18 protein-coding genes and 1 pseudogene are annotated in these 23,421 nt (G+C 63.5%); 13 read left to right on the top strand and 6 right to left on the bottom strand.

Annotated features, from left to right (window positions below; all coding sequences use genetic code 11):
* Positions 1-290: 290 nt before the first annotated feature.
* The gene (locus BO226_RS16145) at positions 291-494 is read left to right on the top strand and encodes a hypothetical protein (RefSeq protein WP_071935676.1); all 204 of its coding nucleotides are present in this window, start codon (positions 291-293) and stop codon (positions 492-494) included.
* A 90-nt stretch (positions 495-584) separates the two neighbouring features.
* Here BO226_RS16145 and BO226_RS16140 read toward each other — a convergent pair whose 3' ends face one another.
* Positions 585-1,970, bottom strand: coding sequence for an ABC transporter substrate-binding protein (locus BO226_RS16140; protein WP_232237971.1), 1,386 nt, complete (start codon positions 1,968-1,970; stop codon positions 585-587).
* A 759-nt stretch (positions 1,971-2,729) separates the two neighbouring features.
* Here BO226_RS16140 and BO226_RS16135 point away from each other — a divergent pair.
* The gene (locus tag BO226_RS16135) at positions 2,730-3,431 is read left to right on the top strand and encodes a hypothetical protein (RefSeq protein ID WP_332260655.1); all 702 of its coding nucleotides are present in this window, start codon (positions 2,730-2,732) and stop codon (positions 3,429-3,431) included.
* 75 nt (positions 3,432-3,506) lie between these two features.
* Here the strand turns inward: BO226_RS16135 and BO226_RS16130 are convergent, their stop codons facing one another.
* On the bottom strand, positions 3,507-4,298 hold the full coding sequence (locus BO226_RS16130; RefSeq protein WP_071935674.1) for an SDR family NAD(P)-dependent oxidoreductase: 792 nt from the start codon (positions 4,296-4,298) through the stop codon (positions 3,507-3,509).
* 17 nt (positions 4,299-4,315) lie between these two features.
* Complete coding sequence (locus tag BO226_RS16125; RefSeq protein WP_071935673.1) at positions 4,316-4,708, bottom strand: VOC family protein; 393 nt, start codon at positions 4,706-4,708, stop codon at positions 4,316-4,318.
* 165 nt (positions 4,709-4,873) lie between these two features.
* Here BO226_RS16125 and BO226_RS16120 point away from each other — a divergent pair, with 165 nt between their 5' ends.
* Positions 4,874-5,818, top strand: coding sequence for an SDR family NAD(P)-dependent oxidoreductase (locus BO226_RS16120; RefSeq protein WP_071935672.1), 945 nt, complete (start codon positions 4,874-4,876; stop codon positions 5,816-5,818).
* A gap of 2 nt (positions 5,819-5,820) precedes the next feature.
* On the opposite strand, the gene BO226_RS28160 is transcribed toward BO226_RS16120, so the two are convergent.
* The gene (locus BO226_RS28160; RefSeq protein ID WP_071935671.1) at positions 5,821-6,072 is read right to left on the bottom strand and encodes a transposase; all 252 of its coding nucleotides are present in this window, start codon (positions 6,070-6,072) and stop codon (positions 5,821-5,823) included.
* 350 nt (positions 6,073-6,422) lie between these two features.
* Here BO226_RS28160 and BO226_RS28430 point away from each other — a divergent pair, with 350 nt between their 5' ends.
* From BO226_RS28430 to BO226_RS16080, 7 genes are all read left to right on the top strand, one after another.
* Positions 6,423-6,554: a hypothetical protein gene (locus BO226_RS28430; RefSeq protein ID WP_269666607.1), complete on the top strand. Its 132-nt coding sequence runs from the start codon at positions 6,423-6,425 to the stop codon at positions 6,552-6,554.
* 240 nt (positions 6,555-6,794) lie between these two features.
* Positions 6,795-8,150, top strand: coding sequence for an MFS transporter (locus BO226_RS16105; RefSeq protein ID WP_083543661.1), 1,356 nt, complete (start codon positions 6,795-6,797; stop codon positions 8,148-8,150).
* Positions 8,151-8,245: 95 nt separating this feature from the next.
* Positions 8,246-9,499 (top strand): cytochrome P450, encoded by a 1,254-nt coding sequence (locus tag BO226_RS16100; RefSeq protein WP_071935670.1) that lies wholly within the window; start codon positions 8,246-8,248, stop codon positions 9,497-9,499.
* Positions 9,496-10,536, top strand: coding sequence for an NADP-dependent oxidoreductase (locus BO226_RS16095; protein WP_071935669.1), 1,041 nt, complete (start codon positions 9,496-9,498; stop codon positions 10,534-10,536). Before BO226_RS16100 ends, BO226_RS16095 begins: the two co-directional genes overlap by 4 nt.
* 350 nt (positions 10,537-10,886) lie before the next feature.
* Positions 10,887-12,410: an aldehyde dehydrogenase gene (locus tag BO226_RS16090; RefSeq protein ID WP_083543658.1), complete on the top strand. Its 1,524-nt coding sequence runs from the start codon at positions 10,887-10,889 to the stop codon at positions 12,408-12,410.
* Positions 12,407-13,516 carry an NDMA-dependent alcohol dehydrogenase gene (locus tag BO226_RS16085; protein ID WP_071935667.1) on the top strand — a complete coding sequence of 370 codons (1,110 nt, stop codon included), beginning with the start codon at positions 12,407-12,409 and terminating at the stop codon, positions 13,514-13,516. The genes BO226_RS16090 and BO226_RS16085 overlap by 4 nt, the downstream gene beginning before the upstream one ends.
* Positions 13,517-14,039: 523 nt before the next feature.
* A complete protein-coding gene (locus BO226_RS16080) occupies positions 14,040-14,846 on the top strand; it encodes an SDR family NAD(P)-dependent oxidoreductase (protein ID WP_071935666.1) in 807 nt (268 codons plus the stop codon).
* A 799-nt stretch (positions 14,847-15,645) separates the two neighbouring features.
* Here the strand turns inward: BO226_RS16080 and BO226_RS27100 are convergent.
* Positions 15,646-16,116, bottom strand: a pseudogene (locus tag BO226_RS27100) (transposase); the annotation flags it as partial.
* Positions 16,117-16,157: 41 nt separating this feature from the next.
* Complete coding sequence (locus tag BO226_RS16070; RefSeq protein WP_071935665.1) at positions 16,158-18,104, bottom strand: sensor histidine kinase; 1,947 nt, start codon at positions 18,102-18,104, stop codon at positions 16,158-16,160.
* Between the two features lie 487 nt (positions 18,105-18,591).
* Between BO226_RS16070 and BO226_RS16065 the strand changes: the two genes are divergently transcribed.
* The 3 genes from BO226_RS16065 to BO226_RS16055 are packed head-to-tail and all read left to right on the top strand — an operon-like array spanning position 18,592 to position 23,414.
* Positions 18,592-19,836, top strand: a complete 1,245-nt coding sequence (locus BO226_RS16065) for an ABC transporter substrate-binding protein (RefSeq protein WP_071935664.1) — start codon at positions 18,592-18,594, stop codon at positions 19,834-19,836.
* A gap of 30 nt (positions 19,837-19,866) precedes the next feature.
* Positions 19,867-22,665, top strand: coding sequence for a branched-chain amino acid ABC transporter permease/ATP-binding protein (locus BO226_RS16060; protein ID WP_071935663.1), 2,799 nt, complete (start codon positions 19,867-19,869; stop codon positions 22,663-22,665).
* Positions 22,662-23,414, top strand: coding sequence for an ABC transporter ATP-binding protein (locus BO226_RS16055; RefSeq protein WP_071935662.1), 753 nt, complete (start codon positions 22,662-22,664; stop codon positions 23,412-23,414). Before BO226_RS16060 ends, BO226_RS16055 begins: the two co-directional genes overlap by 4 nt.
* Positions 23,415-23,421 lie beyond the last annotated feature (7 nt).

Raw genomic sequence — 23,421 nt, 5'->3', positions numbered from 1 at the left:
GGATCGGCAGGTACGGATAGAACCGAAACCAAAACGCAGTAGATGCATTAGGTCACAGGTCACAAGAGCAGCCGAACCGGTTGTTCCACTGAGTGGGTAATCGGATGGATCGGTTGTCGCACGAATAGCTTTGTGGATAAAGGTAATTGCCAAGTCCTGTTCGTAATCCGCGACTCAGCTCAGGTCGAGGGAGCAGAGAACGATGAAGGAGTGTGTGGTCGTGTCGCGGTCGTCACCGGTGGTGTACGGGGGATCGGGTCCGGGCCGGCGACCGGATTTCTCCAGAAGGGATGAAGGTTGTCGTCGTCGACCCCGGGTTGATCGACAGACGAGAAACCGTCTACAGCACACTCGAGCGGGAAGGTATTTCACCAGAGGACCTCACCGCCCTGGTCGTCGATGCCATCGCGGAGCGCAAGATACACATCTTCTCTCACCCCGAGTGGTTCGACGTCAGGCAGCAGCGGGTCGACAAGGTCCGCACTCGACTCTGATCGTTCTGCGCCCGGATCCGACCGGACTGTGCCCCCGGCTCCTCGAGGAGCCGGGGGCACAGCCCGTGTTCTACCGGAGGCAGCGCAGAGTTACCGGAACCAGGCCAGTTCCGGGCGGAACCAATACTGGTAGGCGGACCGCACGCCCTGGACATCGTCGGGGCTCAACAGGCTGACCGTCGCATGCCGCCAGAAGCGGTAGGTGGACGCCGACACTATCTGCTCGATCGCTGTCTTGTACGCACTTTCGACGACAGCCGGATCGCCGGAGGCGCGCGTGATGTCCAGTGCCTCGTCGACGGCCGGCTCCGACAGCCCCGCACCGTTGGAAGCGCCTTCCGTGTGGAAGACCTTGTAGAGATTCTCGGGATGGGCGCCACCGACGGAGGCGATGATGAGGTCGTAATTCCCGGAGTTCAGCGCCGCGGCATAAGCGCTTCCGTCGAGGGGCTCGATGTTCAGCTTCAGGCCGTCGACCTGTTGCAGTTGAGCCTGGAGCAGCTCGCCGACCTGGGTCAGGACCGGACTGCCGGCAGAGATGTTCAACGACAGTTCCACCTCCGCTCCGCCGTTCCGTGCGCGATATCCGTCGACGAGCACCTGAGCACCTTCGACGTCGCGGGCAGGCCACGCGGATCCCGGGCTGTGTAGAGGACTGTCCTCGGGGGTGAACCCGGTGGCGGTGGGCTCGCCCGGATAGACGGCGTTCATGATCTGCTCGTTGTCGACCAACTTGTCTATCGCCGTGCGCAGGTCGCGATCCGACAGCACACCGCGGCTGCTCATCCGGAAACCGGTCCCACCGAGCATGCTCGTCCGGACGGTCCGCATCCCCGCGCTCTCGGCGCGGTCCGCGTACTTGTCGAGGGTGACGGTCATGACGTCCACCTCCCCGGCCTGCAATGCATTGAATCGCTGATCGTCAGCGGGGATCGTCTTGATCACGAGCCGATCGACATAGGGACGGGGTTGATCCCAATAGCCGGGATTGCGGTCGAGGACCATCTCGGTCCCCCGCGCCCAGGAGGTGAGGGTGAACGGTCCTGCACCGACAGGAGCGCTGCCGTAGTCGGCGCCCTTCTGCTCGATGGCGGTAGGGGACCCGACGAATGCGAGGTCTTCAGTCAGGGCAAGAGGGAGCTGGTAGTTCACGTCCTCCGATACCACTCGAAGTGTCAGCGGGTCGACGACCTCCCATTGGAGGGCCCGTGCCACAGTGGCAGCGCGGGAGAGCTGGGCAGGATCGAGGATGCGATCCCAGTTGAACGCGACGGCTGTGGCGTCGAGGGCGGTACCGTCGGTGAAAGTCAGGTTCGGCCGAAGCGTCAGCGTCCATGTCCTTCCGTCGTCGGTGGTGAAGGATTCGGCCAGCCCCGGCTCGAACTCGCGACTTTCGGGGTCGTAGTACATCAACGCGCCGTAGATCGCCTGACACGGATGCATGCCCACCCCGATCGCGCACGTCGCCGGATCCACGGATTGCGCCTCTGTGTTGAAGGCATAGGTCAGGGTGCCCCCACGCTGGGGTTCCGCGGATGATGCGCCGGCGGGAGAAGAGGAGCCGGAACATCCGGTGGACAACACGGCCATGGCTACGGCCGTCCCGATCGCAGCAGCGACTCGTGGACGCATCTTCACATTCTTCTCCTCGGATACAGGTTGTCGATCGGCACTGTGCACCGGAATGCTCGTTTCTCCGACGATCAGGCCACAGAGGTACCGGTGCGACGAACCCGACGTTCCACCCACCGGGCGGATGCGACGAACACAGGGTGATGTCGACGGCAACTTCCCGCTCCGTGGAATCCGATCTGAACCGATGCGATCGGAAGTGCCTACTGTGACACGGATTGTCGTTCCGCCGGGCCGATGCCGCGGCAGAGAGGAGATCCCATGACTACCCTCCAGCGCCATCCGATGATTCCTGTGGCACCCCCTTCCCTGATCGAGAACTTCTATACACCGGAAGAGGTCGCGACGATCTTTTCCGTGATCCGGGAGAACGGACCGTGGCGCCTGATTCTTGCTCATCATTTCTCCTCGACCGAGGAGTATCTCGCGATCTCGGGTGGGAAAGACCGCAAAGCCGACGCGAAATTGTCGGACTTCGTCGCTCCGGTGTTCCGAGGGTTTCTCGGAAACGACGGTGTGGTCTTCTACCCCGAACTACACGACATTTACTTCGGGCGTAAGCTTCTCGACACAGCACGGTCGCTCCACGGAGCGAAGTACGGCATGGTGCACGACCTGCTCTTCAACCTGTGCGGGCCCTCGCACAGCTTCGATCCCGGCCATTTCGACACCGCGGTCTTCCGCGGCATGGGACTGTTCAACACGCCTATCTGGTTGTTGGCGATCATGTCGAAATCCGGGCTCTTCGATGCCTGGGAGGTCAAGACGGCCCAGGTTCTCACCTACTTCAACAGGTCCGACATCGACGGTGGTTTCACGTACTGGCCGGACGGACCGGACGAGGATCCCGCCCGGATCGCGGCTCCGTTCTGGAATACCGCTTTTCTCACGGACAATTCCCGGATGTATCACCGTCGGGAATCCAACGGAGCCAGGGACGAGCGGGACTATCCCGACTTGGACATGACGTCCCAACTGTATGCCGCAGCCGACGGTGAGTGGTCCGTTCGCAACGGCGACAAAGAGATTCGTCGATTCGGTGAGGCCGACATGCGGTTGCTCGTGCACTACACTGCCCTGTTGTTCGACGATGCCGACGATGTCCGGCGCTATCACAACCATACCGACGACCTGACTCCCGACAAAGTGTTCGAAATGTTGATCGACGACATGCGAGCGAAGGGGCATGCGATCGACGAACCGAGCGACCCGATGAACGACATGGGGTTCGTGGCGCGATTGACGGAGTTCTACAAGATGGCGCCCAGTCGCTATCCGGCGGAAGCCCCGCTCGAAGTGCGATGAGCGATCGCTCTTCCGTGCCCGGCTCGCGCCGGACACGGAAGAGCGGGTGCCGAAGGTATGTGCTGCGCGGGCAGGTCACCGTGCCGGCAGAGTCGGGCGCATCCGTATCCCGCCGTCGACTCGGATCGTCTCCGCGTTGAGATAGGAATTGTCGAGGCATGTCGTCGCCAGTGCCGCGACCTCGTCCGCCCGGCCCATGCGCCGGGGGAACAGGACGTCCTCGGCCAGTCGTGCCTTGTACGCGGTGGACGCATCGGACGCGCCGTAGATCGGAGTATCGACGAGCCCTGGCGCGATCGTGTTGACGCGTATGCCGTATTCCGCGAGATCGCGTGCCAAAGGCAAGGTCATACCGGCCAGCGCGGCTTTCGCTGCCGAATAGGCGACCTGGCCCGCCTGGCCGTCGAATGCCTCTACGCTCGAGACCATGAGAACGGATCCACGCTCACCGGTGTCGTCCGGTTTCTGAAGAGCCATCGCCGAGGCCGCACGCCGTATCACGGCGAACGTTCCCATAAGGTTGATCCGCAGTACGCGTTCGAATGCGGCGAGATCGTGCAGGAGTACGTCGCTGTCGTTCACCGCCACGACTCGTTCGGTGTGTCCGATGCCGGCGGACGTCACGACACGGCGCAGCGGTGCCAGGCCGATCGCGGTATCGACAAGTTCCGCGATTGCTTCGGGGTCACTCACGTCGCATCGTACGAACGTCCCCCCGACCTCCGATGCGACGCCCTCGCCTGCTTCGACGCAGATGTCGCCGACGACGACGTGGGCTCCGGATTCCGCCAGTTCACGTGCCACCGCGGCGCCGATACCCGACGCACCTCCGGTGACAACTGCGGTCGTTCCTGTCAGTGTGCGCATGTATCGCCCTTTCCTGTCTACAGATTCTGGGTGATCTCGATGAGATGTCCTTCGGGGTCCTTGACGAAAGCCACCGCGAACCCGATGCCGGGCATCTCCTCGATCGGTGTATCGACAGTCCCGCCTGCCTCTTCGACTGCACGCACGGTGGCGGCGATGTCGGTCACGTTGAATCCGAGCACCGATTCTCCTGCCGGGGGAGTGGGGCGCTCGACGTATCGCCACACGATCAGTGAGGAGTCGTCCCCCCGGCCACTGGTGAGGATGATCTCCTCCACGGCGTCGTTCCCTCGACCCACGGTGAGCCTGTTCTTCTCCTTCATGCCGAAAGCCGCGGCGTAGAAGTCGGCTTCGGCTTCGATGTCGTCGACGAATATTTTCGTGAAAGCGAAACGTGTACCCGTGTCCATGGATCTCCCTGCCGGATCGTCGTGTGATTCGAGGATGTTCGTGTGTATTTCGCCGGGGGGTGACTCCACGCGGCAAGTCGAAGTTCCACTGAGTGGTTCGTCGAGTATGCGACTCAGCATGTTTCGAGAATTCTCGTGGTCGGTAGGCCGACTGAAAGAGGAGACATGTCCGAGACGATGAGATTCGATGGTCGCGTTGCCGTTGTCACGGGAGCCGGTAACGGCCTGGGGCGCGCGTACGCTCTGTTGCTCGCCGAGCGTGGAGCCACAGTGCTCGTGAACGATCTCGGGGGCAGTATCCACGGCACGGGATCGGACCGGGGGCCGGCGTTGCGGACGGTCGCGGAGATCGTCGACGCAGGGGGCGTCGCCGAAGCCAACTTCGACTCCGTGGCAACCGGACCAGGTGGTGCCGCCATCGTTTCTCAGGCCCTCGAGACGTGGGGGCGAGTGGATATCGTCGTGAACAATGCCGGCTCGGTCATCTCTCGTGGACCGATCGACGAGAATACCGACGAGCAGTACCAGGCAGACCTGATGGTCGCGGCGGGCGGGACGTTCTTCGTCACCCGTGCGGTGTGGCGGCACATGTGGGATCGCGGTTACGGCCGCATCGTCAACGTCTCGTCGTCGGCGTTCCTCGGAATGCGGAGTTCGGCCGGATATCCCGCAGCAAAGGGCGCGACGTGGGGTCTGACGAGAAACCTGGCGTATCGTGCCGCAGCCGACCACAAGGACATCAAGGTCAACTGCGTGATGCCCACAGCGGCCGCGAGAATGACAGGGCTCATGGGGGACACCATCTCTGCGGGCATGGCGAAGTACTACCCGCCCGAATCGGCGGCACCCGCAGTCGCGTATCTGGCGCATGAGGACGTGGCCGTGTCGGGAGAGATGTTCGCCGTCGGCGGAGACCACATGCGCAGAGTATTCGTCGGAGTGACGCCAGGATTCCAGGCAGAGCCGGGAGAACTGTCTCTCGAGGCGATTCGCGACAATCTCGACGTGGTCATGAGCACCGAAAACCATATCGTCGCGCGGAATGCGCTGGACAAAGTCATGCTCGATCCGCGGGTCCCGTGGCAGGACGGAGTCGGTTCGGTGTTCTAGTGTCATGCGTCAGAAATGTCACAGATTGGTTGTTGATCTGTTGTAGAGGTGCTCGGGTTGATCTTGGCCAGGTGATCGGCGAGAGACTCGAGGATCTCGTCGGCGGTCTTGGTCCAGCAGAAGGGGCGCGGATTGTCGTTCCACTCGTCGATCCACGCGGTGATGTCCTTTTCGAGGGCTTGAACCGAGGTGTGGACACCGCGGCGGATGAATTCGTCGGTGAGCAGGCCGAACCAGCGTTCGACTTGATTCATTCAACTCGACCCGGTCGGGGTGAAGTGGCCGTGGAAGCGGGGATGCCGGGCCAGCGATGCCTTGACCTCGGGGGTGTTGTGGGTGGCGTAGTTGTCACACACCAGGTGCACCTCGAGTTCGCGGGGTACGGCCTTGTCGATGGTGGTCAGGAACTTGCGGAACTCGATGGCGCGATAGCGGCGGTGCAGCGCGCTGATGACCGTGCCATCGGCGATGTCGAAGGCCGCGTTCCGATCCGAACGCCTTCCCGCTCTGTGGGAGATTCAGGTCACACAGATGTCTTGAATTGACAAGCTGGATAGATGGCGACGACGCCCCCTGCCGCGTTTCGTCGGACCAGGAGGAAACAGTGGATTCCACGGAGACCGAACAGGTTCGTGCCTCGGACGTCATCAAGGCGCTGATGCTCCTGGTCTCTGGCGACGCTCGCTACATCACGGGAGTCACGTTGCCTGTCGATGCCCTCTCCGCGATTCGGTGACGCTGCCAATCGCGTCTCCATTGGAGATCTCGACCATTCGACTCAGGAAAGAAGAATGAACAGAGTCATCTATGCCCGCAGTGTGCACGGCGAGCGTGAGATCGAGGCCCGAGGTCCTGCACAGCGGACCGAGCGGGGCCTCTTGCGCACCTAGTACGCCGGGCGCACCCTTCGCGACCACATCGACGAGTCCTGACCGAGCCGCGCCTCGCGGCCACAATTGACGGCAAGGAGCCTTCTATGGCGGAGATCGACCGGTTGGAGCCGGTAGTCGGCTCGCACACCCCGCCACTTACAGAGCGTGTCGGGCAAATACGCCGCGTGGCGTTCTCCAGCTTGCTCGGCACCGTGATCGAGTACTACGACTTCCTCTTGTACAGCACGATGGCCGCCCTGGTCTTCGGTGAGTTGTTCTTCCCGAATTCCAACGGCGCAGTGTCGACGATCGCCGCATTCGGCACGCTCGCCGCGGGTTATCTCGCGCGACCGCTCGGCGGCGTTCTCTTCGGTCATTTCGGTGACCGGCTAGGCCGTAAATCGATGCTGATCCTGTCGATGTCGCTGATGGGCGGCGCCAGCTTCCTCATCGGAGTTCTCCCGACCTACCACACGATCGGCCTCGCCGCGCCGATCCTGTTGGTCGCACTTCGCGTGATGCAAGGCATCGCAGTAGGCGGAGAGTGGGGCGGCGCTGCGCTCATGGTCATCGAGCACGCCGAATCCGACAAGCGCGGCCGGTGGGCCGGCATCATGCAGATGGGCTCGCCGATCGGATCGCTTCTGTCCACCCTGGCGGTGATGGGAGTGACCCTCCTCCCGGACAGTAGCTTGATGTCGTGGGGGTGGCGTGTTCCGTTCCTGATCAGCGCACTGCTGCTTGCGATCGGGCTGTACGTGCGCCTCAGCGTTGTCGAAAGTCCCGTCTTCCAAAAGGCTGTCGACACCGCATCTGTGCAGAAGCGCGATCGAATCCCGGCACTGGAGATCCTGCGCCGCCCGCGGGCGTTGCTGCTGGCAACCGCAGTCGGTATCGGCCCATTCGTCCTCACCGCACTGATCAATTCCCACATCCTCGCGTATGCGCCGTCGATCGGATACGAGAAGGCCGACGTAGTTCGGACCCTGCTGTTCATGTCCTGCATTTCCTTGGTGTGCATTCCGCTGTTCTCGGCGCTGTCCGATCGCATCGGCAGACGGGTGGTGAGCCTGGGTGGTGCAGTAGGAGCGATCGTGTTCGCGTTCCCGCTGTACGCGATGGTCAACACCGGTTCGGTAGCCGTCATGACGATCGCGTTGATGGTCGCAATGGTCGCGCAGAACGCGCTCTACGCACCTCTGGCGCCCATGCTCTCGGAGATGTTCGGCACCGGCGTCCGCTATACCGGCATTTCGATGGGCTACCAGTTGGCGAGTCTCATCGGTGCCGGCTTCACCCCGATGGTCGCCGCATCATTGGTCGCGGCAGACAACAACTCGAGCCGGTCCTTGAGCCTTCTCATGATCGGTGGCGCAGCCATCACTGTCATCGGACTCGCGCGACTGACCGAGTCCAGAGGGCGCGACCTCACCGCGGATATCACCTCCTCGTCTGTGTAGCACCGTCACCACCGGGACCGAGAACCTTCCAGGCTGTCACAGCATGTCGATGTGTTTCCGGCCCAGTCGTCTCTCTCCGATCAAGAATGACCCCTATGCGTAACGATTTGCACCCTGACGAAGCGATCACGATCGGCGCGGTCCCACGCACCACGCTCGACACGGCATCGGCCGGATTCCGTGAAGACCCGTACACCTGCCTGGCCGAACTCCGTGCCTACGACGCCGTTCAATACGATGAGTCCGGCGTGTACATGGTATTCGGATACGACGACGTCAAGCAGGTGCTCGCGGACCGCGCGCTCAGCTCGTCAGAGGCCCCCGTCCTCGACGCGCCACGCAACCAGCGGATCAAGCTGGCCGGTGGAGACGACGACTACCTGCTCCGACCATCGATCAGCAAACTCGACCCTCCCGGCCACACTGCGTTGCGAAAGACACTGGCCGCCCCGTTCGCACCTCGGGCGTTGCGGCGGTACGAGTCCGACGCCGCCGAGATCACCGCGTCGTTGTTCGCAGGCTACGGACCGGGTGACCGGATCGAGATGATAGATGCTGTCGGACACCGCCTCCCGTATCAGCTGGTATGCCGGATCTTCGGCATCCCTGCCGAAGACGACTACTCACACGTGCTCGACTGGGCACGGCAGGGACTGGATCTGCTCAGTCCGTTCCGGACAGTCGAGGAGACCCGGACCGCGATGGCCTCGCAGGTCGAATTCGCGGAGTATCTGACTGAGATCGTGCGATGGAAACGAGACCACCTCGGCAACGACATCCTCTCCGCCTTCATCACCAACGATCGCATCGACTCGGCCGTCCCTCAGGACCGCATCGCCGCCACGATCCACACGCTCTTCCTCGCAGGCTTCCACACCACCGTCAACCAAATCGGCCTGAGCGTCCTCGCGCTGCTCCGCCACCCCGACCAATGGCAATGGCTGGTGCGGAATCCCGATTCGGTGGATCAGTCGGTGGAAGAGCTCTTGAGGTACGAGCCGACAGCTCAGTTCATGATCCGAGCGACCGTCGACGACTACCGGGTCGGCGGCGCCGTGATTCCGGCGGGTAGCCAGATCATCCCCTGGATCGCGTCGGCCAACCGAGACGAGGACATGTTCGGTCCGACCGCGGGAACCCTCGACCTTGAACGATCGGACGCCCGGAAGCATGTCGCGTTCGGCTACGGCATCCACAGCTGCCTCGGGGCGTCACTGGCGAGAATCGAGCTGGCCGCGGTACTCCGGGAGCTGGTCCGGTTGGCGCCCGATCTGGAGCCAGCCCATGGGGACCTCGAGTGGGTCAGCCCATTCATCCGAGGCGTTCGCGCGCTCGAGGTGACGCTGTGAGCGCCGACCGCAACACCGTCGTACGGGTACGCGCCGTCCCGGTCGGGATTCCGACCGAGGCCGACTTCGAGATCGCGGAAGAGCCGATGCCAGTGCTCGACTCCGACGGCACCGTCTTGTTCCGCGCCACCCACATGTCGCTCGATCCCGTAATGCGCCGCTACCTTCCGGCAACCGATACCGGCGCCGGACCGATCGGCGGAACCGCAGCCGTAGGCGACATCGCGATGGCCGCACCGCCTCCGCCGTATCACCCCATGGTCGGAGCTTTCGTCGGCGAGGTCCTCGAATCGCGGGACTCCCGTTTCCTGCCCGGCGACCGCATCCGCGGCGGGCACCTGTGGCAAACGCATCACGTGGTCCCGGGCGACTGCGTCCAGCCGGTCGAGCACGACAATCCTCTCGAAGAACTTGGCCTACTAGGCATGCCGGGAATGGTCGCCTGGTGCGGGATCCGGGTCGCCGATCTCCGGCCCGACGAGACCTTCGTGGTCTCCGCCGCCGGTGGTGCCATCGGCATGCTCGCCGGGCAGCTCGCGAAGGCCGCCGGCGCACGGGTGATCGGAATCGCCAGCGGCGAGAAGGCATCGTACGTCGTCGACTCGCTCGGGTTCGACGCTGCGATCGACCGCCGCGCCACCGACGTCGGCAGCGAATTGGACCGTCTGTGCCCGGACGGCATCGACGTCTACTTCGAGAACGTCGGCGGCGATGTCGGACGAGCAGTATTCGACCGACTGCGCGATCATGGCCGCTACATCGTCTGTGGAATGGCCGGAGAGTACAACGGACCCGAGCCGCAGGCCGGCCCACCGATGCGGCCCGTGCTGCGGAAGCGACTGCGCATCGAGGGCTTCGTGGTGTACGACCACTTCGACGATCTGCCCGAGTTCCGCTCACAGATTCGCGAGGTGCACCACTCCGGCGAGATCCACTACCGCTACGAAACTGTGAGCGGACTGGCCGCCGCACCATCCGCGCTGGGGCGTCTGCTTCGCGGCGAGAACCGCGGAAAGATCGTCGTCGAACTCGACTGAACTCGCTCATCATTCGACTGCGCGGCGTCCCGAACAGATCGGGCGCGCATCCCTATCGAGGCTGTGATGCTCGATTTCGCGGAGTTCCCCGCGGCGATGATGCCCACGATGTTCACCTGTGGACGCACCGCCGGCTGGGTGCGCAGGTCCCCGTCTGTTCCGTGAGGCGTTACGTCGCGGTCTCGGCCGCCCGTCGGCAGGAACGTCACCGAGGGCCTGCGGTAGCAGTTGTATGACTTGCGCCACGAACCCCTGTGGTCGCACAGAAGTGTCCGCTCAGTGGGCAGCCGGCGTGTCGGGCGGGTCTCGAACCGTCAGACTGACGAACTGGATGGAGGTTTGGAATGACAATGTCTGATCCGGTCGAGGTGGACTACACGAGAACCGAGTTGTTCATCGGCGGCACATGGAGGTCGCCCCGATCGACGGACCGGCATCCCGTGGTGGAGGCATCCTCCGGACGAACGCTCGGAACGGTCCCCCTCGCCGGCATCGAGGACGTGGACGCCGCGGTGGTGGCCGCCAGACATGCCTTCGATGTCGGACCGTGGGGATCAAGCACTCCTTCGGAACGTGCCACGTTCCTGCGTCGATTCGCGCAGGAACTGAGCGAGCGAGGTGACGGCACAGCCGAGTTGATCAGCCGGGAGAACGGGTCGCCGTTGGCGACGTCTTACGGTGCGAACGTCGGAGTGCCGGTGCAACTCCTGCACCAGTATGCCGATCTCGTCGAGACCGAAAGGCTGGAAGAGATCCGTCCGAGTGTACGTGGGGCATCCATCGTTCGCCGGATGCCGGTTGGCGTTGTCGCAGCGATTGTTCCGTGGAACTTTCCACATCTGATCGCGATGGCCAAGATTGCGCCCGCGCTGGCAGCGGGTTGCACCGTGGTCGTGAAGCCCTCACCAGAGACGGCGCTGGATGCGTACGTGCTGGCCGACGTCGCCGAAGCCGTCGGGTTGCCGCCGGGGGTGCTCAACGTGGTCCCCGCCGATCGGGACGTGAGCGCCGCCCTCGTGGCACACCCCGGAGTGGACAAGGTGTCGTTTACCGGCAGCACCGCAGCAGGACGTTCCATCGGCGAGATCTGTGGACGGCTGGTGCGCCCGGTCACATTGGAGTTGGGCGGCAAGTCGGCGTCGATCGTGCTCGACGACGCCGACCTCGACGTGTTCGAGTCGAATCTGCACGCGACGTCGTTCGTGAACAACGGGCAGGCGTGTGTGCTGCTCTCGCGGATTCTGGCGCCGTGGTCCCGCTACGAGGAGGTCGTCGACGCGGTGGTGCGGGTGGCGCGTGGATTGGTGGTCGGCGACCCGCTCGACCCGACCGTGACGTGCGGTCCCATGGCAAGTCGTGTGCACCGAGACAGAGTGCTCGGACATATCGAGACTGCGCGAAGGTCCGGAGCTCGTCTGGTTACTGGGGGCGGCGTGCCAGACGGGCTCACGAACGGTTGGTTCGTTGAACCCACGGTGTTCGCAGATGTCGACAACAGCAGCGCTCTCGCGCGCGAGGAGGTCTTCGGCCCCGTGATTGCCGTCATCGGCTATGGATCGGAGGACGAGGCGGTGGCTCTCGCGAACGACAGCGAGTACGGACTGGCGGGTGCGGTCTGGACGCGTGACGAGCAGCGGGGCGCCGACGTGGCCCGGCGAATTCGTACCGGCACCGTGGGCGTGAACTATTACCAGATGGACCTCGGTGCCCCGTTCGGTGGCACCAAGGCCAGTGGGCTCGGCAGAGAGTTCGGACCGGAGGGCCTCGATGGGTTCACCGAGTATCAAAGCATTTTCGTCAGCGCGGACTGGATGTCGGACGTGGACCGAGACGGCAACCAGACGGTGCCTGAGAAGGAGTTGAGTCAAGGATGAAGACACGCGCAGCGGTGCTGTGGGGGCCCGGCGAACCATGGTCGGTGGAAACGATCGAGCTCGACGACCCGCGCCAGGGGGAAGTCCTGGTTCGGCTCGTCGCTACGGGCCTGTGCCATTCGGACGAGCACATGCGCGACGGAACGAACATGATGCAGTATCCGTTCATCGGGGGTCACGAGGGTTCCGGCATCGTCGAGCGAGTGGGTCCCGGCGTGGATGATCTGGAACCTGGCGATCACGTGGTCTTCAGCTTCATTCCCTCCTGTGGGCGCTGCCGTTCCTGCTCCAGGGGAATGTCGAGCGTCTGCGATATGGGCGCACATATAGGCATCGGACTGCAAATCAGCGACGGTACCGCCCGGCACCGCGCCCGTGACAAGGATGCCCGTCTGATGTGTGTGACGGGAACTTTCGCCGAACACACCGTGGTGAACCGTGCCTCGTGCATCAAGATCACACCGGACGTCCCCTTGGACAAGGCGGCCCTCGTCGGGTGCGGCGTCACTACCGGGTGGGGTTCCTCGGTGTACGTGGGCGAAGTGACCGCTGGTGATTCGGTGGTGATCCTGGGCATGGGAGGTGTCGGTTGTGGCGCCGTCCAGGGAGCCGCGCAGGCTGGTGCCCGACACGTCGTGGTGGTCGATCCGTCAGAGTTCAAACGCTCGGAGGCCACCCGTTTCGGCGCCACCCATACTGCTGAAACCGCCTCCGAAGCACAGGAACTGCTGCGTCAACTGACATGGGGCGCCATGGCCGATGTCGTCGTCATCACCGTCGACAAGATGACGCGTCAGCACTTGGCGCCGGCAATGGCGCTCCTCGGCAAGGGTGGAATCTGCGTCCAGGTCGCGATCAGCGACCCCAAGGAGGCCAGCGCTGACATCAGCCTCATCGACCTCACCTCGATGCGAAAGTCGGTGCGTGGCTCGTGGTACGGCAACGCGAACCCGCATTCGGATGTCCCACTCCTCCTCCGGATGTACATGGAGGGGAAGATCCTTCTCGACGAGATGATCACCAAGACGTACACACTGGACGAGATCAACAACGGTTTCGAGGATATGCGGCGTGCGGAGATCATCCGCGGAATGGTCGTCTTCTGACCAGAATGAGGCGCGCTTCCGCACCGTCGCGCAGTTCGAACACCGCCGGATGCCCGCGCAACCGCCGATAGAGACGGGTGGCTTCGCTGGTGTTCGGAGGCGGGATCGGGTCCGTCGTGGCCAGTGCTGTTCATGCAAGTGTGTTCCGACCGCCACTCCGTCCGGTGCCAGGCGGTGTCGGGTGATGGTGATCGGGGAGGCGGCGACGATGTCGATGACCTCTGATCCGAGCACCGGGCGACGGTGGTCTGCGCCGGCACCAACTCCGGTGGCGACGAGTAGCGTTGGACGCGACAGGTTTTCCTTAGAAACGTAAGCGCGCCAGTCCTCCACCGAACCAGTACAGGTGCGGACCGCGACCTCGGTTCAGCGGAGAGCGATCCGGATGGTCGGGGACTTGGAGGAGAAACAAGCATCCGCTGAGCGGGAGGTCCGGGTCCGACTCGGGACCGCGGACGTCATCCTTGAGGCTAGGCGCTGAGCGTGGCGTCAAAGCGGTACTTCGAGAATGGGGTTCATTCGAATGGCGCATCTTCAGCGTTACGACGGTCGGCGCGTCCTGATCACCGGCGGAGGCTCTGGTATCGGTCAGGCAAGCGTGTTGCGCATCCTCGGTGAGGGTGGAACCGTCGTTGCAGCCGATATCAGCGAAGAGGGCTTGCGGGACACTACGGCTAAGGCTTCCGATTTCGGACGTCGGCTGAGTACCATCGTGCTGGATGTCGGAGATGAGGAATCGGTCCGTAGCGGTGTCGCTGAAGCGATAGAGCGCCTCGGTGGCCTCGACACCCTGGTCAACGCAGCCGGTGTGCTGCGTTCGTCTCATTTCGAGCAGACGACACTTGCCGAGTTCGAGCAGATTCTTCGGATCAATCTCGCGGGAACCTTCCTGGTCACACGGGAGTCGATCGCAGCGTTGAAGAAGGGGACAGGTCCAGCCGTGGTCAACTTCAGCTCGACGTCTGCGATGTTCGCCCATCCGTACATGTCTGCCTATGCCGCGTCCAAGGGTGGCATCCAGGCGATGACCCACGCTCTGGCTATGGAATTCAGCAAACAGGGCATTCGCTTCAATGCGGTACAGCCGGGTTCGATCTCGTCGGGTATGACCGATGGCAGCGGTGAAGCCGGGCAGAGTGCAGGGCCCGGGCTGCCTGCAGACGCGGACTTCAATCTCTTCACCAAAATTTCACCGGCTGTGCCGTTAGCGGACGGCGCAATCTTCGCCGGCCCGGATTCGGTGGCCTCTGTCGTGGCGATGCTCGGCTCTCCCGACGCGTATTTCATTACCGGAACCGAAGTCCGCATCGACGGCGGATCACATATGTGAGCACGAATGAGGCACGGGTGGTTCCCCATGTGCATACTCGAGAGTGTTGCCGTGACAGCTCTCGGACTTCGAGTGTCCCCATAATTCAACCGGGTTCGTCAGTTTTCCTGACGGATAGGGGATCACCGGCGTTGTGATCTGGCGGCATTCTCGAATCTGAACGACATTACAGGACGTGTTCCTGTGCCGACCGATGATGTCGGGTCACTGCGTCCGCCTGTGTCGGTGCGTGGGGGCGGTGAGTTCTGTCCGTATGTGGCTGCTGATTCTGTGCCCGGATCGGTTTTCTGTCAGGAGGTGTCATGGTTCGTTCCACTCGACGTAAATCAGTCGGTTCGCCGGCTGAGGAGGTGACCGCGCGTGATCTTGCGATGGTGGTTCTAGCGTTGACCGGAATCACGGCCGACGTCGACGATGTCGATGCGGTCGAGCCGGCAGCGCGGTCCCGGCGTGGAGACGCGCGACTTGATCGTCTCGGACAGGCTGACACCTTGGACGAGAGACGTCGCCGCGCACACCGCTGAAGATCTGGTCGGCCAGGCACGGTCGAGAGTACTGCACGATCGGGTGACAGATTGACCTGCCCTACTACTCGGTATCCACTGTGGGTGATGAGTCTCAGGCAGGGATGAGGTTCTTCTCGGAGGATGGCATGAGTCCGGCAGCACGGATCTCGTCGCCGAAAGCCTATGAGGTGAACTGAACTCCATGATCGGCATGCACGATTCCGCCTGGCTCCGGATGTCGGTTCCGGATAGCCATGTCGAGCGCGGATGACGACGACACCCGCCTCCCTCGGCATCCGATTCTGATCGAATCCGTGCAGCGGCAGGTTCGACAGGCCGGTGTCCTGCGCGACCCGGATGCGGTCTTCACACCGGGCCCGGCGACGATGCCGCAGTTCGAGATCCTGAACCTGACCCCGAATGCTGTTGGTGACAAACGCCGTCAACCGGAGACCGTCGGTGTCGGTGAGACCGAATCCGATGGAGTACGACACCCGTTGCGTGTGCAGGTAGTTCAAAGATTCGCGGCTTGCCCCGGCGCCGTCGGTACGAATCAACAGTCTTGTGCCGGGTCTGTATCCGGTGGCGAACAGTAACTGTGCCAATGTTTTACCGGTGATCTCGATGTGACCCGATGCGGTATTCGATCCGGCATTGCCGGGGCAGAGCAACGCTGCGACGGGCTCACCGGTTCCGTCGCGTCCGTTGTCGACGAACGCCACCAACGGATGGAATCCGAATCGTCGCTTGTATGTGGCGGCTGAGTCTCGATCTCTTCTGTTCACCTGTGTCCGATGGGAATGCTCTACCGAAGGGTCTCCGACTCGTCGAGATGTCGTGCCCATCCGTCGGGCAGGTGCAGTCGACGGGGACGTTCCGTCATCCGCGTGGGAGTATCGTGTTCCACTTCGACGAGAAGTTCCGGAGGGAAATACACGGACGCAGTGATACCGGCGTTCGAATCGAAATCGAAGGTGGGCCGTAGTCGCACGCTCATACCGTTGCGTGCAGCGAGGCGCCCCACGACGTACAGGCCCATTCGACGAGGAGCGGACACGTCGGCATCGCCACCAGCAGTGAGGCGAGCGTTGATCTCGCTGAGTGCGTCCGGCGGTATCCCGACACCGGAATCCGCGATCTCGAGCAGAAGGCCCCCACCGACGGCGGCCGAGAACTCGAAGTTCACCGATGACGGGGCTTCCGATGCGCGTAGTGCGTTGTCGACGAGTTCGGTGAGCAGATGAACCACGTCGGTGACCGCGGCACCGACGAGATAGCCGCTCGGTGTCCTGCCGATGCGGACACGCTGGTAGTCCTCGACCTGGGAGACGGCGCCGCGAAGGATGTCGCCGAGGGGAGTGGGTGCCGCACGAGTCTGCGGGCGCGAGTCGGAAAGTACGAGCAGGGAGTCACCGGTCCGGCGAATTCGTGCCGCGAGATGGTCGAGCGAGAACAGGCTCTGCAACCTCGCGGGGTCCTTTTCCTGGTATTCCAAGGACTCGATCAATGACAGTTGCTGGTCTACAAGTGTTCTGTTCCTTCGAGCCAATGTCTCGAACATGATCGCCACCTGACGCCGAAGATGTGCTTGCTCGCCGGCCAGGCGTAGCGCTTCGGAGTTCATCGAATCGACGGCCCGAGCAACCTCGCCGATTTCCTCGCTCGTATGCACGTCGATCGGATGGAGCCGCACGGTGTCGACGTCGGCGCCGTTCTTGACCGCTTCGATGGCAGCGGGGAGTTCGTGGTGTGCGGACGCGAGAGTGCCGTCGCGCAATCGTCTGAGTGGCACGGACAGGGCACGGGCCACGGCAAGAGCGACGACGAGCGCGATCGTGAGGATGGCGGCGACGACAGCCGCGTCCCTGATGGCTACCGCGCGGGAGTTCGACGTCAGCCGGTCCAGCGTCGACGTGATCTGCTCGACTGCACGGTTGTTCATCTCCTTGTAAGGAGTGAATGCCGCCAGCATCGTCCCCTCGAGTTCCGTCTCGGGATTCCCATCGGACACCATCCCGGCGAGCTGCCTCTGCCTGAGGGACAGGTTCTCGAACAACTCGTCGATTCGTCCGTTGTCGAGAGAAGTTCCTCGAAGAAGTCCCAGGGTCGATTCCTCGACATGCATGGCGCTCTGAGCAGTGATGAGTGCGGCCTCCGGGTTGGCGGCGAGAAGCCCCAGCGCGTTCGTCTGGTCGAGGAGCGTCCGTTGAGCGGTCCATGCATTGAGCATGTCGGTTCCGGCGGTCAGCACCTCGGTGTTCTCGGCGAGGTCGAGCACCGCGCGATACACCCCTTCGCATCGGGTCAAAAAATCGACCGTGAGGCGCTCGAGTTCTTTTGTGGAGACACTGCGACCGAGTGCGGATTCGTGGAGTGCGCGTCCGTCGTCGACGAGTCGCGCGATGCTCCCGGCAATCGCAGCTCCGAGGACTTCCGGATCCGCATGGAGTTCGAGGTTCCGGGTCGACTCGACGATCTGCTCCTGATCGGCGATGGTGGGTAATCCGAGACTGATCGAGGTGGAGGCAGCGATGACGACATAGGAGAAGTCGAAGAGAGCAGGGATCGCTGCGATCTGTTCCGACAGCGCGTCGAAGCGTCGGGCTTCGTCGAGCTTCGCTCCGGCACGTAACGCGCCGAGTGCGGCAGCGGCGAGCAGGGGTATCAGGAGCAGAACAGCGAGTTTGTGTACCAGCCTCCAGTTCGAGAGTCGCGAGGGCCTCGGTAGTCGTCGTCTTCGCTGTCGATTCATCGTTTTCCTATGTCATCCGGCACGTGAACCCGCGGTGGTTCACGCCCGGGCAGAGTGCTCCTACGATTCGCAGTGGCTTGATCGCGAGGTCTCGTATACGTTCCACGGCTCCGGATCTCGGCCCGAACGGCGCCGACGTGGAGGATGACGCCCGGACTCGGAGAAATGAACCCCGAGTTCCCGCTGAGCGGACCGTCGGAACAGGTTGCCTACGCCGATGCGTTGCAGCACGACCGCAACGGTGCCGGTCGCGGTGGCCGCCCATGCGGCCCGAGGCGTGTCCGGCAAAGGTCGAGTCCGCACTTCGGCCGAGTTCACGTTCGCTCGGAGCGGCATCCCGTTGAACGGGAGGTCACCGTCCATCGGTCCCGGGCGTACACACATAATTCAGCGCCCACGTTGAGGGTGATTCAGATCACTTGGTGGGAAATATGTGTCCGGCATCTCGCCCGGTCGGACCTCACCATCGTTTGAAGGAGTCCGCGTTATGAATTCGAGCGGTCGGAATCGACAGTTCCGGACGGTTGCGGGAGTGAGCGCATTGATGCTCGCCGGAATGTTCGGCACCGCAGCATGTGCAAGTGACGAAACGCAAGATGATGCAGCGGCGGCAGTTTCGTCCACCTCCGCCTTGCCGAGCGACCCGGCGAGCGGCGAGCCGGTGAAGATCGGGTTCGTCTCGACGGAGGGCGGTGCAGCGGTATCACTGCCGGAGATGCGTGAGGGGGCCGAGGCTGCGGTCGAGTACCTGAACAACAACGGTGGCGGACTCGCGGGCCGTCCCGTCGAACTCGTCGCCTGCAAGCAACAGGAGGAACCCACCTCGGCGACAGCCTGTGCGAATCAGTTCGTCGAGCAGAAGGTGGCAGCCGTGCTGTCGCCCGGCACATCCATGGGGCCCGCGATCGTTCCGATCGTCATCGGGGCCGGCATCCCGTACGTCACGCTCAACGGGGTCGCGCCGATCGAGCTGACGTCGCCCGATGTCGCATCGCTCTCCGCCGGTCTGCCCGGAACCCTCACAGCAGCCGCGACGGCGGCGCAGCGAGAAGGCATGTCGTCGTTCACCATGTTCGCCAGTGACGGCGGCGGAATCGCGGCGATGATCGACCAGATGGGCAAGCCGATCTTCGAAGGCTTCGGAGTTCGACTCGACGTGGTTCCGGTCGCTCTGGGCATCCCGGATCCGACCCCTGTCGTCACCTCGGGGCTGGCGAACAACCCCGAAGGCGTCAGCTTCATCGGTGATGCCGCCACCTGCACTTCGGTGCTGAAAGCGGTGCAAACGACAGCGCCGACCGTGAAGAAGGTGCTGATCCCCACCTGTCTGGACGAGAACGTGGTCAAGGCCATCGGCATCGACAACGTTAAGGGCAATATCGGCATCACCGCGACCGACGCGCTGTCGGATCGGCCGGACACCGTGTTGTTCCGGTCGATTCTCGCGGAGTACGCCCCCGATCTTTCCCCCACGGGATACGGCTCGACCGGCTACCAGACGGTGATGGCTCTTGCCGGCGCAACCGACGGCATCACCGGTGAGGTCGACGCGGCATCCATCCGTGAGGCACTTCGGACCAGTGAGAACGTCGAGATGCCTGCAGGCGGTGGAATCACCTTCACCTGCAACGGAACCGCATTCCCGATGATGCCGTCGATCTGCTCGTCGCAGATGCTGATCGGTGAGATCGACGATCAGGGTGTTCCCGTCGATCTCACGGTCACGGGCTGACGGACCGGCTGAATCCTACAAGGACACGACATGACCGACCATCTCGCCTATCTCGTACTGGGTCTCGGCAACGGAGCCGTGTACGCAGCCGTCGGGCTGGCACTCGTGATGACGTTCAAGAGTTCCGGCGTCGTCAACTTCGCCACCGGTGCCGTGGCCCTCTATACCGCCTACACCTACGCGTTGTTGCGTACGGGTGAGCTGATGGTCCCGATCCCGGGGCTGCCCCGAACGGTCGACCTCGGTGGACCGCTCGGGGTCGCCCCGGCGATGGCCCTGTCGCTCGCGATTGCGGCGCTGCTCGGCCTGGTCTTCTATGCACTGATCTTCCGGCCGCTTCGTGACGCACCGGTGATCGCCAAGGCCGTGGCGTCCATCGGTCTGATGATCGTGCTGCAGGCATTGATCGCCCTGCGTGTGGGAACCGAGATCGTAGCTGTGGAACCCATCTTCGCTCTCGACAGCATCGCCATCGGCGCCCGGCAGGCGCCGACCGATCGGATCTGGTTGGCTGCCACGATCATCGCGATAGCTCTGGTGGCCACACTGGTGTTCCGGTTCAGTCGCTTCGGAATCGCGACGGAGGCGGCGGCCGAGTCGGAGAAGGGTGCCTACCTGACGGGTCTTTCACCGGATCGGATCGCGTTCAGCAACTGGGCGCTCTCGTCCGTGGTGGCCGGCCTCGGTGGCATCCTCATAGCGCCGATCGTGGCCCTGAATCCTGTTGCGTACTCGATGTTCATCGTTCCCGCCCTCGCGGCGACCCTCGTCGGGAACTTCCGGTCGATCTGGCTGACCGTGGTTGCGGGAATCGTGATCGGGGCGCTGCAAGCGGAGACCACGAACCTGCAGTCGACCTTCGATCGGTTCCCGCGAGCAGGTGCGGCGGAGGCCATCCCGCTGTTGCTGATCCTCGTCTTCCTCGTCTTCAAAGGACGGCCACTGCCCGATCGCGGCAGTATCGTCCGCCAAAGACTCGGTCACGCGCCTCGTCCCGAGCGGATCCTCGCTCCCGCGCTGGTGGCCGTCGCGATCGCCGTCGTAGCGCTGCTCGTCACCGGAGGCAGTTATCGCGCCGCGATCATCAGCAGCATCATCTTCGCCGTGATCGCACTGTCCCAGGTGGTGGTCACCGGCTATACGGGGCAGGTGTCGCTGGCGCAACTCACGCTCGCGGGAGTGGGTGCCTACTCGATCAGTGTCCTCAACACGCATCTCGGGATCCCGTTCCCGTTCGCGCCGCTGATCGGTGCGCTGTTCGCAATGGTGATCGGCATCGTGATCGGGCTGCCGGCTCTCCGAGTGCGCGGTCTGCCCCTCACGGTGGTCACGCTGGCGCTGGCGGTCTTCCTGGAAGCATTCTGGTTCCGGAACCCGCAACTCAACGGCGGTGTCGCGGGAGCCCCCGTCGACAGCCCGCGGTTGTTCGGAATCGATCTGGGGATCGGTGCGGGGGAGGGCTATCCACGACTCGCCTTCGCCCTGATGTGTCTCGCGGTGCTCGTCGCAGCGGCGCTCGGGGTGGCGTGGCTGCGACGCAGTCGCCTGGGGACCGACATGCTCGCGGTCCGAGCGAACGAGCGATCCGCCGCGGCATCCGGAATCGACGTCCCCCGAACGAAGTTGGCGGCATTCGCCATCGGCGCCTTTCTTGCCGGACTCGCCGGATCGCTCATGGCGTATCAACAGACGCTGGCGACCCCGGAACCGTTCACCGTATTCCTCGGAATCACTCTGTTCGCGATCATGTACATCGCCGGCATCACGTCGATCACGGGTGCAGTGCTGGCCGGGATCATAGCGCCGGGCGGACTGTTGTTCCTGCTCGTCGACCGATTCCTGCACATCGGTGACTACTACGCCGTGATCAGCGGAATTCTGCTCATCGTCACGATCATGGTCAATCCGGACGGTATCGCCGGGAAGCTGCCACGGATCCCCTGGCCGTCGAGACGGAAGACGTCCCTCGACGGAACAGCGGACACCCGCGAAGTCGAACGGGTGGCTGCGCAGGGGCCGACGTCGAAGACGGGTCGCCCGCTCCTGTCGGTGCAGAACCTCGATGTGAAATATGGCGCGGTGCACGCGGTGTCCGGGGTTTCCTTCGATGTCCGCGCCGGAGAGATCGTCGGGCTCATCGGCCCGAACGGTGCGGGAAAGACCACCGTCATCGACGCCGTCACCGGATTCGCTCCGGCGACCGGTGCCATCGTCCTGGACGGAGAGGACGTCAGCGACCTGCGGCCCTACCGTCTCAGCCGGAGAGGACTCGGCCGCAGTTTCCAGGATGTCGAACTGTACGACGACCTGTCGGTCGCCGAGAACGTGACCGTAGGTGCGGCGAGGGGACACGAGTCCTCCGCGGTAGCGGTCTCGGATCGGGTGCGCACGGTCCTCGACACGGTGGGTCTCGGGGACGTCGCGGATGCGGAGGTGTCGACCCTGTCCCAGGGCAGGCGCCAGTTGGTGTCGGTGGCGCGCGTGCTGGTTTCGTCGCCGAAAGTGGCATTGCTCGACGAACCGGCCGCAGGCCTCGACAGCTCCGAGAGCCGCTGGCTCGGTGACCGGCTTCGCGCCGCTCGCGACGCCGGTACGTCGATCCTGCTCGTCGATCACGATATGGAACTCGTCCTCACGATCTGCGACCGCGTCGTCGTCCTGGATCTGGGGCAGGTGATTGCGTGCGGTACACCGGAGGAAGTTCGAGCCGACGAAGCTGTGATCAGCGCGTATCTCGGCCTCACCCCGGATCCGGCGGCTCCCGGGCACGACGCGATTCCCGAGTCGGCAGCCGCACCGACCCATGATCCCCAGGAGGCGCTCTCGTGAGCGGACTGACGATTCGGAATCTCTCGACGGGTTACCTGCCGCAGCGTCCCTGTGTCCGGGACGTCGACCTGCGAGTGGAGAAGGGGACGATCACCTGCCTGCTCGGACCGAACGGGGCCGGCAAGACCACGTTGTTGCTCTCCCTCGCCGGGTTGATATCCCGGTTCAGCGGCGACGTGGTCGTGGACCGACTCGATGTGGTTCAGGGCCGGCCACGTGACGCCGTGCGTTCGGGAATGGTGCTCGTCCCCGACGACCGGGCACTCTTCCGGGAACTGAGCACGACCGACAATGTCCGGCTCGCAGTACACGATCGCCGTCGCCGTTCCGGCGCCGTCGACGAGATGCTCGAGTACTTTCCCGCGTTGAAAAAGCGGCTCCGTGTGGCCGCGGGTCGCCTGTCGGGTGGCGAGCAGCAAATGCTGGCCATCGCCCGGGCGATTCTCCAGCAACCCAAGGTTCTGTTGATCGACGAACTGAGTATGGGCCTCGCACCCGTGATCGTCGACGAGATCCTTTCGGTGCTAAGGAGGTTGGTGCAGGATCGGGAGATGTCTGTGCTTCTCGTCGAACAGCACGTGCGCCTTGCGCTCGACGTCGCCGACCGTGCCGCCGTACTGGTGCACGGGTCGGTGGTGCTGTCGGAGGCAGCAGCGACTCTCGCGGCGGATCCCGGCCGGATCGAACATGCCTACCTGGGGTCCGTGCAGCACAACGGCTCCGAGCATCCGAGGACGACTGGCCGGTAGACGAAGT

The sequence above is a fragment of the Rhodococcus sp. 2G genome, from assembly GCF_001886355.1.
GTDB classification, from domain to species: Bacteria; Actinomycetota; Actinomycetes; order Mycobacteriales; family Mycobacteriaceae; genus Rhodococcus; species Rhodococcus pyridinivorans.
The sequence above is the reverse complement of the archived record's forward strand: the minus strand, read 5'-3'. Positions and strand labels throughout refer to the sequence as shown.

Bases quoted from the DNA above. Each gene is read 5' to 3' on its own strand.
- BO226_RS16120 (WP_071935672.1), top strand. From the start codon at position 4,874: ATGTCCGAGACGATGAGATTCGATGGTCGCGTTGCCGTTGTCACGGGA.
- BO226_RS16145 (WP_071935676.1), top strand. From the start codon at position 291: ATGAAGGTTGTCGTCGTCGACCCCGGGTTGATCGACAGACGAGAAACC.
- BO226_RS16130 (WP_071935674.1), bottom strand. From the start codon at position 4,298: ATGCGCACACTGACAGGAACGACCGCAGTTGTCACCGGAGGTGCGTCG.
- BO226_RS16065 (WP_071935664.1), top strand. From the start codon at position 18,592: ATGAATTCGAGCGGTCGGAATCGACAGTTCCGGACGGTTGCGGGAGTG.
- BO226_RS28160 (WP_071935671.1), bottom strand. From the start codon at position 6,072: ATGAATCAAGTCGAACGCTGGTTCGGCCTGCTCACCGACGAATTCATC.
- BO226_RS16080 (WP_071935666.1), top strand. From the start codon at position 14,040: ATGGCGCATCTTCAGCGTTACGACGGTCGGCGCGTCCTGATCACCGGC.
- BO226_RS16135 (WP_332260655.1), top strand. From the start codon at position 2,730: ATGGTGCACGACCTGCTCTTCAACCTGTGCGGGCCCTCGCACAGCTTC.
- BO226_RS16105 (WP_083543661.1), top strand. From the start codon at position 6,795: ATGGCGGAGATCGACCGGTTGGAGCCGGTAGTCGGCTCGCACACCCCG.
- BO226_RS16070 (WP_071935665.1), bottom strand. From the start codon at position 18,104: ATGAATCGACAGCGAAGACGACGACTACCGAGGCCCTCGCGACTCTCG.
- BO226_RS16085 (WP_071935667.1), top strand. From the start codon at position 12,407: ATGAAGACACGCGCAGCGGTGCTGTGGGGGCCCGGCGAACCATGGTCG.
- BO226_RS16100 (WP_071935670.1), top strand. From the start codon at position 8,246: ATGCGTAACGATTTGCACCCTGACGAAGCGATCACGATCGGCGCGGTC.
- BO226_RS16060 (WP_071935663.1), top strand. From the start codon at position 19,867: ATGACCGACCATCTCGCCTATCTCGTACTGGGTCTCGGCAACGGAGCC.
- BO226_RS16125 (WP_071935673.1), bottom strand. From the start codon at position 4,708: ATGGACACGGGTACACGTTTCGCTTTCACGAAAATATTCGTCGACGAC.
- BO226_RS16090 (WP_083543658.1), top strand. From the start codon at position 10,887: ATGTCTGATCCGGTCGAGGTGGACTACACGAGAACCGAGTTGTTCATC.